A 16,922-nucleotide genomic window follows, 5' to 3' on the forward strand; every position below is an offset into this window, starting at 1 on the left:
CTATCCTTGCATTAAGGAAAGCAGCGTGGCATCCGCATGCCACTCGATGCGGTATCGTGTTTCATCGCCATCGCCCTGATAGCGCACGTCCATTCCGAGGCCTGCTGCAAAGATCAGATCCTCCCCACTCCACAATAAAGGAAGTTTAGAGCGGTCAAACTCTGCAATCTCAGCCTTTTGATAAAGGTCTTTGAGATGTTTGCGGGGACGGTTTTTGAAAAGCTTTAACTTTTCACCGCCCTGACGGGGTCTGGCTTGCAGTTCTCTGTCTGTGAAATAGGATTCTGCAATACCGGGTTCGTCGTCTTTGGCCAAGCTGATCACAAGCTCTCCGCCCCAAGAAGGCAGAGAGTAGCGGCCCGGGCCCGTCCAATGGAGCGTTTCAAACTGCGTACGGTCTTTTTTCTGACCGGCCGTCTCTCTCATCACAAGCTTTGACCCATGACGCCTGATTTCAAGATTGGTACCAACCTTGATCGCGAGTTTGGTGTCGTTGTGCGTGAGACGCGTCTGTTTGAGAGCCTCATCAAGCTTTGCTTTAGAAGGCGGCAGGAGACCAAAACTTTCAATCCAGGCTCTCAGCACCAATGCCTGACGGGAGTCCGACAGTTTTAGCAGCGCATCAATCGAAAGAGCACGATCGGCGTCTTGAATTCTTTGCAAGTCTTCATGCGCTACTTCTTTGAGAACCTGTGCACTTTGAGCGATAAGCTCCACAGAGCGGGCTGCGGCTTCCTTAAAACCCGGACGAATCGTTTCCATCAAAGGCAGCACTTCATGGCGAATGGCGTTGCGAAGATAGGCCGTATCGGCATTACTCTCATCTTCAACCCAAGTCAGATTGTTGAGTTCAAGATAGCGCTCAAGAAGTTCTCGAGGCAGGCGCATCAAGGGACGCACCAACTTCACTGCGCCCACCGAACGGGCTACAGGGAACGTAGCCAAACCGTCCACACCCGCGCCTCGCATCCATTGAATGAGGAACGTTTCAAGGCGGTCATCCTGATGATGAGCGGTCATCACCATGTGTGAATCAAATGCTTCGGCAGCTTTGAAAATCGCTTCGTAACGCGCTTTACGGGCTGCAGCCTCTACGCCTTCCCCTTTGCTCTTAACGCGCACATAGGCCACTTTGAAATTAACACCGAGCGCCTCAGCAGTCTGCCTGCAAAACCTTGCCCATTTATTGGCATTAGGGCTTAAGGCGTGGTGCACATGCACTGCGAGAATATCTTCAATAGGGCTGTTTCGTTTATCGCGCAGGACACAGAGCGCTTTGAGCAAGGCAACAGAGTCTCGGCCGCCGGAAAATCCGACGGTGATACGAACCTTTTTGGAAAAGTCTCGGGCAGCGCTAAAAAGATTCGCCTGAGAGCCCTGCCCGCAAGCTTCACTGATCGCTTCGCGCAGGGCTGCAAGAAGTTTTCCCTCTACGGTGCGAAGCGAGAGCGTCGCAGCGGATCGGGTTTTATGCGGCTGTGTCTTCAGACTTCTTGTCGGCATTGTGGCTCTTCGTGCGCGTTACACGTTTTTTAGTCGTTTTGACGGGCTGCTCTTCGTGAATGCTTTCGTGCTCGGCAATCGGTTCGAGCACTTTATCGAGCTCTTTTTCTTCAAATTTACCGTACGCAAGCAAGCGTTCAAGACGGCGCGATACCAAGTCATCCAAATTCATCGCATTGAATTGACGCATTTGGTCAGTGAGCGTCTTCTTTAAGCTTGCCCCCATCAGCTGCGGATCGCGGTGAGCACCGCCCAAGGGTTCGGACAAAACCCGATCCACGAGGCCCAGTTCACGCAAACGATCGGCCGTCAAACCCAAGGCTTGAGCGGCTTCCGGTGCACGGGAGGCATCCTTCCATAAAATGGAAGCACAGCCTTCGGGGCTGATTACGGAGTAAATGGAGTACTGCAAAATGTTAACGGTGTCGGCCACAGCAATAGCCAAAGCTCCGCCCGAGCCGCCTTCACCGATCACCGTTGCGATAATCGGCGTTCTCAAGTGACTCATCTCATAGAGATTGTGACCGATGGCTTCGGACTGACCGCGTTCTTCGGCGCCAATACCCGGATAAGCCCCCGGTGTGTCGATAAACGTAAAGACCGGAAGCGAAAACTTTTCAGCCAAACGCATCAGGCGCAAAGCCTTACGGTAGCCTTCTGGACGGCTCATACCGAAGTTGCGCATCATGCGCTCTTTTGTGTCACGCCCCTTTTGATGACCGATCACCACCACGGGCTGACCGGCCAAACGAGCCAAACCACCCACAATCGAGGTATCGTCAGCGTAGGCACGATCTCCATGCAATTCGTGGAAATCCGTGAAGACCATGTTCACATAATCGAGCATGTAGGGACGCTGGGGATGGCGGGCAACCAATGACGTCTGCCACGGAGTCAATTCAGCATAGGTTTCTTTCAGAAGCTCTTCAGTCTTGTGCTGAAGCTGCTCAATTTCAGATGACAGGTCAATCTTTTTGCCCTCATCTTTTTCCTGCATTTCATTTAATTCGTCGATTTTGCTTTGGAGCTCTTCAATTTGCTTTTCAAAATCTAAAAAAACTTGTTTTGCCATTATTCACTCTCTTTTTCGAGGGGCGTATTTTCTAAGGAACGCCATAAAAACCAAGTGGCGACGGTACGATACGGCGCCCAAACATTAGCGAGTAATTTTACACGGCTTTTGGCCCCACTGCGCCCCACAGAAATGACATTTTCATCGGAAAAATAGAGATTTACGAGGGCTTGTCGAACGCCAAAATCGTCCAACGGAAAAATATCGGGGCGCTTCAGAGCAAAAATTAAAACGCTCATCGCGCTCCACGGCCCCAGCCCGCGAATGCTCTCAATTGCTCGGCTGACCGCCGCGTCATCCATTCGAGCAAAACCCTCTTCAGTCCACTGACCGCAAACAAATCGCCAAGCCACTTCTTTCATCGCCGCGATTTTTCGAGGATTAAAACCAAGGCCGCGCAACGTACTTGTAGGTGTAACCACAATAAAAGAATCCCAACGACCGTGTTTTAGTAGGCAAAGCCTGCCCCAAAGGGTCGCGGCAGCTTTATTGGAAATTTGCTGGCCAACAATGGCTCGTAGAATTGAGGCGATGACGCTTTCGTGAGCGGTAAATTCAATATGACGGTAACGCTCAATAAGGCGCTTCATCACCGGATCTCGCTCAGAAAGATAGAAAAGCGCCTCCTCCCAGTAGTCAGGAAAGGCGCTTTCTGTGGACAAATGAGCCGTCATTTAGTTAATGTGATTTTTCAACCAATACACGTTGCCAAGTCGTCCCTTGCGGTGTATCCGTAAGCATCACACCCTGTTCAGCCAAATGTTTGCGAATTTCATCGGCCTTCGCATAATCCTTGGCCTTTTTAGCGGCCGCGCGAGCAGCGATGGCTTCTTCAATGGCGGCTTCATCAAGACCGGCCGTAGACCCCTTGAGGAACACTTCGGGATCCGCTTGCAGGATATTGAGAATGGCGCCGAGCTTCTTTAACTGACGACTCATCGCAGCGCTCTTTTGAGCCTGCGCACGATTGGCCAATTCGAAAAGTTGAGCAACCGCCACCGGAACATTGAAGTCATCATTCATCGCCTCGGCAAAACGCTTAGCGCATTCTTCGTTCCAATCAAGCGGCAAATCGTCAGCGGGAACATCCTTTAAGGCCGTATAAAGACGCTTTAAGCTTTGGTACGCATCGACAATTAAGTCCGGTCCAAACAGAATCGGACTTCTGTAATGAGTGCGCATTAAGAAGAAACGAAGCACCTGAGCGCCGTTACCGACACCGAACTTATCATCGGTTTCAGCGATGGCATCGCGCACGGTCCAGAAGTTTCCGAGCGACTTGCTCATCTTTTCTTCTTTGCCTTCTTTATTCATTACACGCAAAGGACCCGTGTGCATCCAGTAGTTGGCAAAGCGCTTTCCGTTTGCCCCTTCACTTTGAGCGATTTCGTTTTCGTGGTGCGGGAAAATCAAGTCCGGACCGCCGCCATGAATATCAAATGTTTCGCCCAAATAGTGGCAGCTCATCGCCGAGCACTCAATGTGCCAACCCGGACGACCCTTACCCCAGGGGCTATCCCATTGCGGTTCACCAGGCTTGGCGCTCTTCCACAATACAAAATCAAGCGGATCACGCTTGGTATCGTCAGTTGCCACACGCTCGCCGCTGATCAAATCATCAATCGATTTGCCGGAGAGTTTGCCGTAATCTTTAAATTGACGAACGGCATAGGCCATGTCACCGCTTTTTGTTTGATAGGCCAGTCCCTTTTGCTGCAACTTTTCGATGATGTTGAGCATTTGCGGGATGAAGTGCGTGGCGCGAGGCTCAACGGTAGGCGGCAAGCAGCCGAGAGCGATCATGTCTTCCTGCATGGCTTGTGCGAACTCATCGGTCAATGCTTCACAGCTCACGTGACGTTCAGCAGCACGGCGAATGATCTTGTCATCGACGTCCGTGATATTGCGTACAAATGTCACTTTATAACCGATTGCTTCAAGCCAACGGCGAATGATGTCAAAGGAGATGAAGGTGCGGCCATGACCGATATGCGTGTAGTCGTATACCGTGACGCCGCAGACGTACATTTTTACTTCCCCCGCAGTGATCGGTTCAAAAGCCTGTTTGCGGCGAGATAACGTGGAATAAAGTTCAAGAGCCATGGGAATTTTTTATTTTTCAAAATCAAGTTATCGATTCATGACAGTATATAGGAAGCGGCGAACGAGCGAGCCATCTTTTCACCTTTACGGTCTCTCCTGATTATGTTTGCTTCGAAACGCTTCGTTGCATTTGTTTAAGAAGAAAAGAACGCTTCGCCGATATAATGCAAGTGACTTTACTATCGATGCCTTGAAATGTTCACACTTAAGAAACTGCTGCCCTATACAATGGCCGCCATTTTGCTTAGTGCCACGGCTTCACTGCCGGCAGTGGCCGCTTTTGAGTATGACGAGCCCCGCACAGAAAATGAACGCATTGAACTTATTGACCGGCTTATTGTTGAAAATCAGTGGCGTGACGCGCTCAAGCACATTGCCCAAGCGCTTAAACACAATCCCCAAAATGTTCAATTGAAGTTTAAGCGCGCGGTCATTTACAGCCGCATGGGTGATAATCCAACCGCCAAACGCTACTTTAACGAACTCATCCGGTCCTATCCGGAGATTGTTGAACCCTATAACAATCTGGCCGCAATCTACGCTTCAGAGGGCAACTTAGTGAAAGCCCGTGAACTTCTTTTACAGGCTGTCACCGTCAATCCCAATTTTTCAATGGGTTATGAAAATTTAGGCGACCTGGCCCTGCAGGGTAAAAATCCTGACACAGCTCAGGCTCTGCAATACTACGAAAAAGCCGCTTCTCTGGCCCCCGATGACAAAGTGCTAGCCAGAAAGCTCAAAGCGTTTAAAAAACACTTGGATCAAAACTCTTGAGGAATTTCATATGACTTCTTTTACTCGCCGCGCAGCCGTTGTTGCCCTAGCCATGGTAGCCATCGCGCCTGCCGCTTTTGCTGCGCAAGCCACTCAAGTCAAAGTGGATACGAACATGGGGGCTTTCGTGATTGAGCTCAACGCCAAGGCTGCCCCGAAGACAGTTGAAAACTTTTTAGCCTATGTCAGGAGCGGCTTTTATAAAAACACGCTCTTTCATCGCGTGATTCCGAATTTCATGATCCAAGGCGGTGGTTTCGTGATGGGTATGGAAGAAAAGGACACTCGGGCCCCAATTGCTTTAGAATCGCGAAACGGTCTATCCAATGTGCGAGGTACCATTGCCATGGCCCGCACCAATGATCCGAATTCAGCCACAAGCCAATTTTTTATCAATGTAAGGGATAACCGCTTCCTTGATGCCAATCAGGCTCAGGACGGTAACGGCTACGCGGTTTTTGGCAAAGTAGTCTCCGGCATGTCCACGGTTGATGCTATTGCCCGAGTCAAAACGCATTCCGTAGGCTACTACGATGACGTGCCCATCCGCGATGTGGTCATTAAGAATATGTCTGTTATTAAAGGAAAGTAGAAATGATTCGTTTAACTACCAACTACGGCGTCATTGATATCGAACTCGATTACGAACATGCTCCGGCAACGAGCAAAAATTTCGAACAATACGTCCGCGATGGCTTCTACAACAACACGATCTTTCACCGTGTTATTCCCGGTTTCATGATTCAAGGCGGCGGCTTTGAGCCCGGGATGAAGCAAAAACAAACCCGCGAACCGATCGAAAATGAAGCCGATAACGGTCTTCGTAACGACAAGTACACCATCGCCATGGCTCGTACGAGTGATCCGCACTCTGCTACGGCTCAATTTTTCATCAATGTCGTAGACAATGACTTTCTCAATCACACGGCTCCCACTCCGCAAGGCTGGGGCTATGCCGTATTTGGCAAAGTCGTTGCCGGTGAAAACGTGGTCGATCAAATCGCCGCAGTAAAGACGGGCCGCTGGGGCTTCTATGATGATGTTCCCAAAGAAAATGTGATTATTGAAAAGGCCGAAGTGATTGAAGGCTAAGGCTAAGCCTAAGCGTTAACGATCCGGGAAAGCATCTTTTGTTTTCCCGGATTTTGTTTCAGAAAGACTAAGTTCCAATTTCGTCATTTCAATTCCTGCCAACCAATAACAAATTTGCCCAAAAACTAGGCAATCCAAGCAGCAGCATCTCCGTTAAAATTTAAGAATGTGTAAGACCCAGTCCATTCGGCCATTTGGTGATGTCGATAGGGCCTTTTTTATTGATAATTATTTCAGTTTCGGTATATGCAGTCTCAAAACGCCTGTTTGTCTTTAGGCATTGACATTGGTTCGACAACCATTAAATACGCGCTCATTGACGGCAATAAAAAAATCGTCGCCGCCCGTTACGAACGCCATAAAAGTGCGGTGGTTCAAACACTCAAATGGCTTTTATCGGATTTGATTGCGCACTATGATTGCCAAAAAGCCTTTGTCCGGCTATCAGGCTCGGGCGCTTTGATCCTAGCCGGTGCAACGGGCACCGGATTTGTGCAGGAAGTGGTGGCGGCCGGGACGTACCTGCATGAAAATGATCCCCTTTTGGATGTTGCCGTGGAACTGGGCGGCGAAGACGCCAAAATCATTTACCTCACACAAGGTGTTGAACTTCGCATGAACGAAGCCTGCGCGGGCGGCACCGGAGCCTTTATTGATCAGATGGCTTCGCTTTTGGACACTGACCCCATCGGGCTCAATGAACTGGCAGAAGACGCCAAACGGTCCCACCCGATTGCTTCGCGCTGCGGTGTTTTTGCGAAGACAGACGTCGTTGCTCTTTTAAATAGCGGCGTTCCTCGCTCAGAAATCGCCCGAAGCATCTTTGAAGCCGTCGCAGATCAGGCCATCAGCGGCTTGGCATGCGGTCGACCCATTGAAGGACGGGTGGCTTTTTTAGGCGGACCTTTACATTTTTTGCCGCAACTGGCAAGTGCCTTTGAGCGAAAACTTAAAGCCGATAAAACAACCTTCGAGCATTTCGATAATTCTCAATACGCTGTTGCTTATGGGGCCGCCGTTGATGCGTTTGAAAACACCAAAGATGAAGAGACAACGCTTGAAGAATTTTTGGAAAAACTCGCTCCAATTGACACTATCGCGGGTGAATCTGTTCATCTGGCTCCTTTCTTCAAGAATCAAGAAGAGCTTGATAACTTCAAAAAACGACACGCCGCGCATTGCGTTAAACGAGGGCAATTGCAAGATGCCTCTGGCGACCTATTTTTAGGGATTGACCTGGGCAGTACGACGGTCAAACTCGCATTAATTGATCAAGACGGTGCCATCCTTTATGACTGGTACAACCACAATGAGGGTGACCCCCTACTTAAACTGATTCCGCAAGTTTTAGCACTTACCTCAGCTTTACCGAATAAAGCCCGAGTGCGCGCCATTTGCACAACAGGTTACGGCGCAAGTCTTGCTCAGGCGGCCTTAGGCAGCCAATTCAATGAGGTCGAAACCCTGGCACACCAACGCGCCGCAGTCGCCTTTGATTCCCAAACAAGCTACGTGATCGACATCGGCGGCCAGGACATGAAATGCCTGAAAGTAACGGGAGGCGCAATCGCCGACGTTAAATTAAATGAAGCTTGCTCTTCGGGGTGCGGCTCTTTCATTGAAACATACGCTAAGCAATTAGGGCTTACTCTTCACGAATTTGTTGACAGTGCGCTTCATGCGCAAAATCCCTGTGATTTAGGCACCCGCTGCACTGTGTTCATGAATTCAAAGGTAAAACAAGCACAAAGCTCGGGAGCAACCGTTGCCGACATTGCCGCGGGGCTGTGCCACTCAATTGTTTTAAATGCTTTACACAAAGTGCTTCGTATTGCCGATACCAAACAGTTAGGCGAGCATGTCTTGGTGCAAGGCGGCACGTTCTTAAATGACGCCATCCTGCGAGCCTTTGAGCTTTACATCGGCCGACAGGTAATCCGACCGGATATAGCCGGTTTAATGGGCGCGTATGGCGCCGCGTTAATTGCCCGCGAAAGAACAAAGGCGGATACTCCCCTTTTGGATTTAAGCCCGAAGGCGCTCGATCTTTCCGGCGTCAAAACAACTGAATTTCGCTGCAAGAGCTGCAACAACCACTGTCTGTTAACTTTGCATCGTTTTGCGAGCGGGCAAAAACACGTAAGCGGCAACCGTTGTGATTTTGCTCTCAAAGGCATTGAAGGTAAAAACTCTGAGCACTTCATTGACAAAAAGTGCAGTCTTCTTTTTAACCGAGAACCCTTGCCCGAAAACGAAGCCCCTCGAGGCACAATCGGCATTGCGCGAGTGCTCAATATCTATGAGCATTATCCCTACTGGTTTGAGCTTTTTACGAAACTCGGATTTCATGTGGAGCTCTCCCCCTATTCGGATCACTACATCGCAGGGCTCGGTATTGAAAGTATTCCCTCTCAAAGCCTTTGTCTGCCGGCAAAACTTGCTCACGGGCATGTCACTTGGCTGGCCAAAAAAGGCCTCAAGCGTATTTGGTTGCCCTGCATTCCGAAAGAACGCACGAACTTTGCGAATGTGCCGGGACGCTTTGCCTGTCCGGTGGTAGGAGGCTATCCTGAAGCTTTGAAACTCAATTTTGAGTGCACGCACCCTGAAGCGAAGCTTCTGACGCCTTTTGTTGATCTCAATGAGGCTAAAACCGTTCAACGGGCCATCAGTGAAGCCTTTCCGGAAATTCCGATCGCGCAAATTCGCGAGGCCGTTCAGAGTGCGGAAGCCGCGCAGCAAACCTATCAGCGCCAAGTCAGACAGATGGGGGAAAAGTGTTGGCGTGAGCACGAAGTCTCCAAAGCGCCCCTGGTGGTGATTGCCTCGCACCCCTATCATATGGATCCCTTCGTCAACCACGGCATTTGCACACTGATCGCCTCCATGGGCGCTGAGATTGTCACGGAGGATTCAATCGCGCACTTGGCCCCCGACACGACTTCACTGGATGTCATCGACCAGTGGACATTCCATAGCCGCCTATACCGTGCAGCCGAGCTCACACGTGATAAACCGTGGGCGGAACTTGTTCATTTGGTCAGTTTCGGTTGCGGACTCGATGCCATTACCTCCGAGCAGGTTCGTCGTATTCTGGAGCCCGCCGGCAAACTTTATACAATGCTCAAAATCGACGAAGGCGATACGCTGGGAGCGGCTCGGATCCGCTTGCGCTCGCTTTTTGCCGCTGTCAAAGACAGACGGGATTTGCACGCCGGCATTCAAGAGTCACCTATTGTCTGGCACGGCCGTTCGAAGGAAAGGAAAAATTTGGATCTTAAGGCAGTCAAGACAATTTACGTGCCCCAAATGGCGCCGATCCACTTCCCGATTCTTGAAAGCGCTCTGAAAAGTTTAGGCTTTAATGTCAAACTCTTGCCTCAGGTGCGTCCCGAGGCGATCCAGTTGGGGTTGCGCTACGTTAATAACGATGCCTGTTATCCGGCCATTGTTGTCATCGGGCAGTTGCTCGACGCTGTTTTATCAAAAGACTTCGATCAGCAAACGAGCGCGCTTTTGCTGGCGCAGACATGCGGCCCGTGTCGGGCCACGAACTACGCCACCCTCTTGAAATGGGCACTCAAAGACCTTGACATGCAAGAGCTTCCCGTTATCACCATCTCAACACAGAAGGTGAGCGGAACGGAACACCTTCCGCTGGGACTCAAGGGCATTAACCGAATAGCCTTGGGGGTGCTTTATGGTGATTTGTTGCAAAAGCTTTATCTAAAAACTCGCTCTTACGAGACAATACCGGGCAGCGCTCAGAAGCTCTTAGAAAAATGGCAAGCGATTGCCTGCCGCGATATTGATAAAGGTAAGAGTGCGCTTCGAGTCAATGCCTCACAAATGGCCAAAGAATTTGCCGCTATTGAATGCACTGACACGCCCAAACCTCAGGTCGGCATTGTGGGCGAAATCCTTTTGAAGTATCACCCGCAGGCAAATCTCAACATTTTGGAAGAACTCTTTGCTGAAGGCGCTGAGCCGCGTTTAGGCGATATTTCGAGCTTTCTTTTGTATTGTCTCTACGATCCGATTTTCCAGGCTAAGGCGCTAAAGGGGCCCAAGATGCGGGCTTTCACCTCTGGCCTATTTGTGCGGTACTTTGAATCTCTCAGAAGTATTGCCAACCAAGCTTTAAGCCAAGCAGGTTTCAACGGGATGCCGACACTTAAAGAACATCTGGCGCGTCTTAACAGCCTCATGTCTCCGGCCCAACAAGCCGGCGAAGGTTGGCTTCTTACCGCTGAAATGGTGGAATTTTTGGAAACAGGCGCTCCCAACGTACTCTGTCTGCAGCCTTTTGCTTGCCTGCCCAATCACATTACGGGTAAAGGCGTGATGCGAGTTCTCAGGCAGCTTTATCCGAACGCCAATTTGTGCGCCATTGATTTTGAAGCGGGAACTTCGCACGCCAATTTCAGCAACCGCTTGAAGTTATTCATGGCCCAGGCTCGCGATAACCAATCAAAGCGTACTGCCGCTAAAGGACTGTAACGATGGATCATCTCACCGAAGGCGGACTACTCATTATCACGCTTGCTGATCAAGGAGCTGTGGGGCCACTGCCATCGCACTACTTTGATCCTCGAGCCAAGCAGGGAAAAATCCGTGATGCTTTAGTGAAGTGGTTTACCCTTTGGGGCATTCCCCTTTCGGGTAGCACACATAATCCGACCTGGCTTGAAGCCCATACAACGGAAGTTGTCTGGTGCGATACGGTTCCGGCCGATCTGCATGGCCCGCAGACCGTTCGCTACTATGCCCAACATGCCGACCGCATCGTCGAAGCCATCGAAAAGTGCCGCCCGAAAGTGATTCTTGTTTTGAGTGCCTATCTCTACGAGGCAATGGCAACAGAGGGTTTATCTCAAAAGATTTCTGCAGTGATCGGTAAAGCAAAAGGCGCTCCACGAAGAATCACAACCATGAGGCTAAAAGCGCTTGAGCAAAAATTTGAACATGCGCAAATGCTGATTCTTCCGACTCCCTCTAAAAACACCACAGACGACTACATCAGAAGTCTGAGTGCCAGTGTCCGAGAGACATTCGAAGCAGCAGGATTTAACCTCAAAGACAATGGTGATGCACTTTTGGGAGCCGCCAAAGCGCTCCTCGTTTTGGATGAAAAACGCACCATTGTCGCAATGCAAAATCGACTTCGTATCGATGAGTCTCGGGCTAAAGCGTTGCTTGAAGCGATGCAGGAAGAAGGTCTCATCAGTCAACCTGATGAGAACGGAAGACGTTTTTTGAAGAAATAAAAAATCCCGTGCAACTTGAAAAAAGCGCACGGGACTTTGAGCAATACCAATACTCGATCAAAGCATCTTCAAGCCGCTTTCGATATTGGCAATGACGGTGTCTTTACCAAACAATTCAAGTGTCTTATCAAAGACAGGCGAAATCTTTTCACCAAAGACCAGCACACGAATAGGCACTGCCACCACAGGCATCTTGATACCCATTTCATCCATGATGCTCTTTAAAACACCGTAGATGTTTTCTGCGGTCCAATTCTCAACACCGCGGGCGCGTTCAAGGAAAAGCTTCACAGCTGCCAAGCTTTGTTCATTGGCAAGCACCTCACGCACAAGCGCTTCATCGCGCTGCAACGGGCGGTAGAAAATCATGCAGTTGTCGGCAAGCGCTTCGAGCGTTTCGGGACGCTGCTTAGTGATTTCCATCACACGGGCCAAATCGGCATGACCGTCAATCACGCCGCCTCGAGCTTCGATACGCGGACGCACCAAACGGGCAAGACGATCGTTGTCAGCCTCTGCGATATAGAGGTGATTCAAGTGATTGAGCTTCTTTGGATCCAAGCAAGCGGGAGACTTGGAGCAATGACGCAAATCAAACCACTCGGCCAATTGAGCCTTCGTGAATTTTTCATCATTGCCGTGGCCCCAACCCAAACGTGCAAGGTAGTTAACGAGCGCTTCAGGCAAATAGCCTTTCTTTTCGTAATCCATTACGCTCGCATCGCCGTTGCGCTTACTCAACTTACGATTATCCGGACCATTGATAAGCGGCAGGTGGGCAAATTCCGGCACCTCCGCACCCAACGCCTTATAAAGATTGATCTGTCGGGGGGTGTTATTGATGTGGTCAGCACCGCGGACAACGTGGCTAACCTTCATATCGATATCGTCGACCACAACAGCGAAGTTATAAGTCGGGATACCATCACCGCGCATGATCACCAAATCGTCCAATTCGGTATTTTCAAAAGAAATCGGACCATAGACCATGTCATTCCAGGTAACCGTGCCGGTATCGGGATTGCGGAAGCGGATCACAGGCGTGATGCCTTCCGGAATCGGACGGCCGACACAATTTTCAGGACGCCAGCGACCGTCGTAACGGGGCTTAATCTTCTTGGCCATCTGTTCTTCGCGCAAGGCTTCCAACTCTTCCTTGGTGGCGTAGCACTTATAAGCCAAACCCTTTTCGAGCATCATATCGACCACTTCTTTATAGCGGTTCAAACGATCCATTTGGTAGATAGGACCTTCGTCGTAATCGAGTTCCAACCACTTCATGCCATTGATGATCACGTCAACGGCTTCTTGCGTGGAGCGTTCCTGGTCCGTATCTTCGATACGAAGGAGGAACTTGCCGCCTACAAAGTGGCGTGCATAGGCCCAGCAGTAAATAGCCGTGCGGGCGGTGCCCAAGTGCATCATTCCGGTCGGAGACGGTGCGATACGCGTGCGAATTTCTTTCATTTTGTCTTATTAGAAACGATTAAGAGAATTTGTTGATTTTAAGCCATCGCAAAGGCTTCGTCTAGAAAAGTGAGAACATTCGGTGTGTTTTTCCACAATTTTTGTGAACAACATTGTGGACAACTTTGGGAATTCTTGGGGAAAAAGGTGTGCAAAAGGTGCGGCGAATAAAAAAAGAACCGCTTGCTCAATGGCTTGCGGCTCTTCCTTTTATAAAACTCGTTCAGAACGAATTACAGGCTCTTCACCTTTTCCACGAGGCTGGCAAAGCCGGCCTTGTCGAAGATAGCCATATCAGAAAGAACCTTACGGTCCAAAGCGATGTTAGCCTTCTTCAAGCCGTTCATGAAAACGCTGTAGGTCATGCCGTTGGCGCGAGCGCCAGCATTGATACGAGCGATCCACAAGCGACGGAAAACGCGCTTCTTATTACGACGGTCACGGTAAGCGTACTGACCGGCCTTCATCACCGCTTGCTTGGCAACGCGGAAAACATTATTGCGACGAAGAATGAAACCCTTGGAGAGTTTCATAATCTTCTTATGACGTGCACGAGCGGTTACACCACGTTTTACTCTGGGCATCTTTCTCTCCTCCTAATTAGGCGTAGGGCAACATACGATGGATGGACTTGCTGTCAGAGTCGTGAATGGTGACCATTCCGCGCAAATGACGCTTGTTCTTCGTCGTACGATGGGAAAGAATGTGACGCTTGGTAGCGTGAGCACGCTTAATGGAGCCGCCGGAGCGCACTTTAAAGCGCTTAGAGGCAGCCTTCTTCGTTTTCATCTTCGGCATTTGACCGATTTCCTTTTGTTATTAGATGATCACCGGTGCTTTCACACCTTGCGAAAGACTTGTCAACCGGATCTCACTTGTTATAGGCCGAGTCCCATTTTGCCTTATCGCGGCACAAAAAAAAGTCCGCGAGGGATTCTAAAAAGAATGACTCGGCTACGAAACTGTGAATGATATTACTTTTTGCGTTTAGGCGCAAGTACCATAATCATCTGGCGGCCTTCAAGTTTCGGGAATTGTTCTACTTGAGCAATTTCTGCCAGATCTTCGCGAATGCGTGTGAGCACATCTTGGCCTAAATCCTGATGGGCCATTTCACGACCGCGGTAACGAAGCGTCACTTTTGCCTTGTTGCCGTCACCCAAGAAGCGGATGAGCGCGCGAAGCTTCGTTTGATAGTCATTTTCATCGGTGGCCGGACGGAACTTCACTTCCTTGACCTGAATGACCTTTTGCTTGGCCTTCATTTCCTGTTGGCGCTTTTGTTCTTGATAACGGAACTTGCCGTAGTCCATCAAGCGGCAAACAGGAGGATTAGCCTTAGCGGCCACTTCCACCAAATCCACCCCCGCTTCTTCGGCCATGGCCAAAGCTTCGGAAGTGCGCACAATACCGATTTGGGTGCCATCGACACCCGTCAAGCGAATTTCAGGCACGCGAATCTCACGATTGATTCGGTGCGTACGTTCTTGAGCTATGATCGTTCTCCTAAAAACTCTACATTGTCGCGCAAGACAGCGCGAAGCGCTCACTTTACCACTTTTTGTTTGATTTTTGGTGAGCAAAAACTTAAAAAACAACACAAAAAAGCAATTTTTTCACTTCACGACACCAAAACACCCGACCGCGAATGCTTCACGAGCCGGGTGTTTGGTCAAACTGAAAAAATCACTTCAATCAGTTATTGACTTTTTGGGCGTTTTCATCAACCACACGAGCGATGAAATCTTCAAGTTTCATGACACCCAAGTCCTTGCCTCCGCGAGCGCGGACGGCAACCGTTCCGGCTTCACGTTCCTTTTCACCGACAACAACAATGTAAGGAATCTTCTGCAAGCTCAATTCGCGAATCTTGTAGTTGATCTTTTCATTGCGAACGTCTTTTTGAACACGAAGACCGGCTGCCTTCATCTTGGCGGCGATTTCATCAACGTAATCGGCCTGATGTTCAGTGATGTTGGCAATAGCCACTTGAACCGGGGCCAACCATACCGGCATAGCACCCGCGTAGTGTTCAATCAACATACCGATCCAACGTTCAAGAGAACCAATGATGGCACGGTGCAACATTACAGGCGTCTTTCTTGTATTGTCTTCGGCCACGTATTCAGCACCCAAGCGACCCGGCATTTGGAAGTCGACCTGAATCGTGCCGCACTGCCAAGAGCGACCCAAGCAATCCTTTAAGTGGTACTCAATCTTCGGACCGTAGAAAGCGCCTTCACCGGGCAAAATGTCATACTTCAGACCGAGCGCATCCAAGCTTTGCATCAAAGCGGCTTCAGCTTTGTCCCAAGCGGCGTCTTCACCGATACGCATCGCAGGACGCGTGGCCACTTTGTAGGCAATGTTGTCAAAACCGAAGGTGTGATACACCTCTTTAACCAACTTGGAATAAGCTTCACATTCGGCCAAAATCTGATCTTCGGTACAGAAAATATGGCCGTCATCCTGCGTGAAGCCTCTGACGCGCATCAAACCATGCAAAGAGCCCGACGGTTCATTGCGGTGGCATTGACCGAATTCACCGATACGCATCGGCAAATCGCGATAGCTGCGCAAAGCGGAGTTGAAAATCTGAATGTGACCCGGGCAGTTCATGGGCTTTAAGGCGTAGTAACGGTTTTCAGACTCCGTCGTGAACATATTTTCACGATACTTGGCCCAGTGGCCGGAACGTTCCCAAAGCGAGCGGTCAAGCACTTGAGGCGCTTTAACTTCGTCGTAGCCGTTATCTTGATAAATCGTACGCATGTACTTTTCAACTTGCTGCCACAAAGCCCAGCCCTTGGCATGCCAGAAAATCATGCCCGGCGCTTCTTCCTGCAAGTGGAAAAGATCCAATTCCTTGCCCAAGCGACGGTGGTCACGTTTTTCCGCTTCTTCAAGCATCGTGAGGTAGGCTTTGAGGTCATCTTTTTTCAGCCAAGCGGTGCCGTAAATGCGTTGCAGCATTTCGTTTTTGGAGTCACCCCTCCAGTAGGCACCGGCCACTTTCATGAGCTTGTGCACCTTCAATTTACCCGTGCTCGGCACGTGAGGGCCGCGGCAAAGGTCAACGAAGTCACCTTGTTCATAAAGCGAAATCGTTTCACCTTCCGGAATCGCTTCAATGAGCTCAGCCTTATATTTTTCACCGAGTCCGAGGAAGAATTTGATCGCGTCTTCACGCTTCATTTCCTTGCGAACGATCGGGATATTTTTAGCGGCCAACTCATCCATGCGCTTTTCGATGGCCGTCAAATCTTCGGGCGTAAACGGACGCTTGTAGGAAAAGTCATAGTAAAAACCGTTTTCGATAGCCGGTCCAATCGTCACCTGAGCATCGGGATAGAGCTCTTTGACAGCCTGAGCCATCAAGTGAGCGGTAGAGTGACGAACGATTTCGAGCGCTTCAGGATCCTTTTCTGTGATGATGGCCAATGTGGCGTCGTGGTCAATGACGGTGGAGGTATCCACCAACTTATCATCAAGACGTGCGGCAATTGCGGCTTTGCCAAGGCTCGTGCTGATGCTCTTGGCTACATCGGCGACCGACACAGCCGATTCAAATTCTCGTTTGGAACCGTCTGGAAGCGTTACGAATAGCATTTTTCCATTCCTTATTCTTCGGTATAAATCTATAA

The 16,922-nt window shown here is 49.9% G+C and carries 14 protein-coding genes; 5 read left to right on the forward strand and 9 right to left on the reverse strand.

Annotated elements, in window-relative coordinates; all coding sequences use genetic code 11:
• From tilS to cysS, 4 genes are read right to left on the reverse strand one after another with little or no spacing between them, the layout of a single operon-like run.
• Positions 1–1,503 carry a tRNA lysidine(34) synthetase TilS gene (gene tilS, locus NW199_RS01240; protein WP_258333366.1) on the reverse strand — a complete coding sequence of 501 codons (1,503 nt, stop codon included), beginning with the start codon at positions 1,501–1,503 and terminating at the stop codon, positions 1–3.
• Positions 1,469–2,575: an acetyl-CoA carboxylase carboxyltransferase subunit alpha gene (locus tag NW199_RS01245; RefSeq protein ID WP_249091859.1), complete on the reverse strand. Its 1,107-nt coding sequence runs from the start codon at positions 2,573–2,575 to the stop codon at positions 1,469–1,471. The genes tilS and NW199_RS01245 overlap by 35 nt, the downstream gene beginning before the upstream one ends.
• Positions 2,575–3,249, reverse strand: coding sequence for a DNA-3-methyladenine glycosylase family protein (locus tag NW199_RS01250; protein WP_258333367.1), 675 nt, complete (start codon positions 3,247–3,249; stop codon positions 2,575–2,577). Before NW199_RS01250 ends, NW199_RS01245 begins: the two co-directional genes overlap by 1 nt.
• Before the next feature lie 4 nt (positions 3,250–3,253).
• The gene (gene cysS / locus NW199_RS01255; protein ID WP_258333368.1) at positions 3,254–4,678 is read right to left on the reverse strand and encodes a cysteine--tRNA ligase; all 1,425 of its coding nucleotides are present in this window, start codon (positions 4,676–4,678) and stop codon (positions 3,254–3,256) included.
• A 195-nt stretch (positions 4,679–4,873) separates the two neighbouring features.
• On the opposite strand from cysS, the gene NW199_RS01260 reads away from it, so the two are divergent.
• From NW199_RS01260 to NW199_RS01280, 5 genes are all read left to right on the forward strand, one after another.
• Entirely contained in the window at positions 4,874–5,452 is a 579-nt protein-coding gene (locus tag NW199_RS01260) for a tetratricopeptide repeat protein (protein WP_258333369.1), read from the forward strand.
• 10 nt (positions 5,453–5,462) lie between these two features.
• Positions 5,463–6,044 carry a peptidylprolyl isomerase gene (locus NW199_RS01265; protein ID WP_258333370.1) on the forward strand — a complete coding sequence of 194 codons (582 nt, stop codon included), beginning with the start codon at positions 5,463–5,465 and terminating at the stop codon, positions 6,042–6,044.
• Positions 6,045–6,046: 2 nt separating this feature from the next.
• Complete coding sequence (locus NW199_RS01270) at positions 6,047–6,544, forward strand: peptidylprolyl isomerase (protein ID WP_022472306.1); 498 nt, start codon at positions 6,047–6,049, stop codon at positions 6,542–6,544.
• 246 nt (positions 6,545–6,790) lie between these two features.
• On the forward strand, positions 6,791–11,044 hold the full coding sequence (locus tag NW199_RS01275) for an acyl-CoA dehydratase activase-related protein (protein ID WP_258333371.1): 4,254 nt from the start codon (positions 6,791–6,793) through the stop codon (positions 11,042–11,044).
• 2 nt (positions 11,045–11,046) lie between these two features.
• A complete protein-coding gene (locus NW199_RS01280; protein ID WP_258333372.1) occupies positions 11,047–11,811 on the forward strand; it encodes a DNA translocase FtsK in 765 nt (254 codons plus the stop codon).
• A 57-nt stretch (positions 11,812–11,868) separates the two neighbouring features.
• Here NW199_RS01280 and gltX read toward each other — a convergent pair whose 3' ends face one another.
• The 5 genes from gltX to thrS all read right to left on the reverse strand — a co-directional run bounded on the left by gltX (position 11,869) and on the right by thrS (position 16,887).
• On the reverse strand, positions 11,869–13,278 hold the full coding sequence (gene gltX, locus NW199_RS01285; RefSeq protein WP_022473625.1) for a glutamate--tRNA ligase: 1,410 nt from the start codon (positions 13,276–13,278) through the stop codon (positions 11,869–11,871).
• Positions 13,279–13,511: 233 nt separating this feature from the next.
• Positions 13,512–13,862, reverse strand: coding sequence for a 50S ribosomal protein L20 (rplT, locus tag NW199_RS01290; RefSeq protein ID WP_022473626.1), 351 nt, complete (start codon positions 13,860–13,862; stop codon positions 13,512–13,514).
• A gap of 16 nt (positions 13,863–13,878) precedes the next feature.
• The gene (gene rpmI, locus NW199_RS01295; RefSeq protein ID WP_022473627.1) at positions 13,879–14,076 is read right to left on the reverse strand and encodes a 50S ribosomal protein L35; all 198 of its coding nucleotides are present in this window, start codon (positions 14,074–14,076) and stop codon (positions 13,879–13,881) included.
• 176 nt (positions 14,077–14,252) lie between these two features.
• Positions 14,253–14,774 (reverse strand): translation initiation factor IF-3, encoded by a 522-nt coding sequence (gene infC / locus NW199_RS01300; protein ID WP_249092002.1) that lies wholly within the window; start codon positions 14,772–14,774, stop codon positions 14,253–14,255.
• A gap of 199 nt (positions 14,775–14,973) precedes the next feature.
• Positions 14,974–16,887 (reverse strand): threonine--tRNA ligase, encoded by a 1,914-nt coding sequence (thrS, locus tag NW199_RS01305; protein ID WP_249091868.1) that lies wholly within the window; start codon positions 16,885–16,887, stop codon positions 14,974–14,976.
• Positions 16,888–16,922 lie beyond the last annotated feature (35 nt).

Source organism: Parasutterella secunda, assembly GCF_024733725.1.
GTDB classification, from domain to species: Bacteria; Pseudomonadota; Gammaproteobacteria; order Burkholderiales; family Burkholderiaceae_F; genus Aphodousia; species Aphodousia faecalis.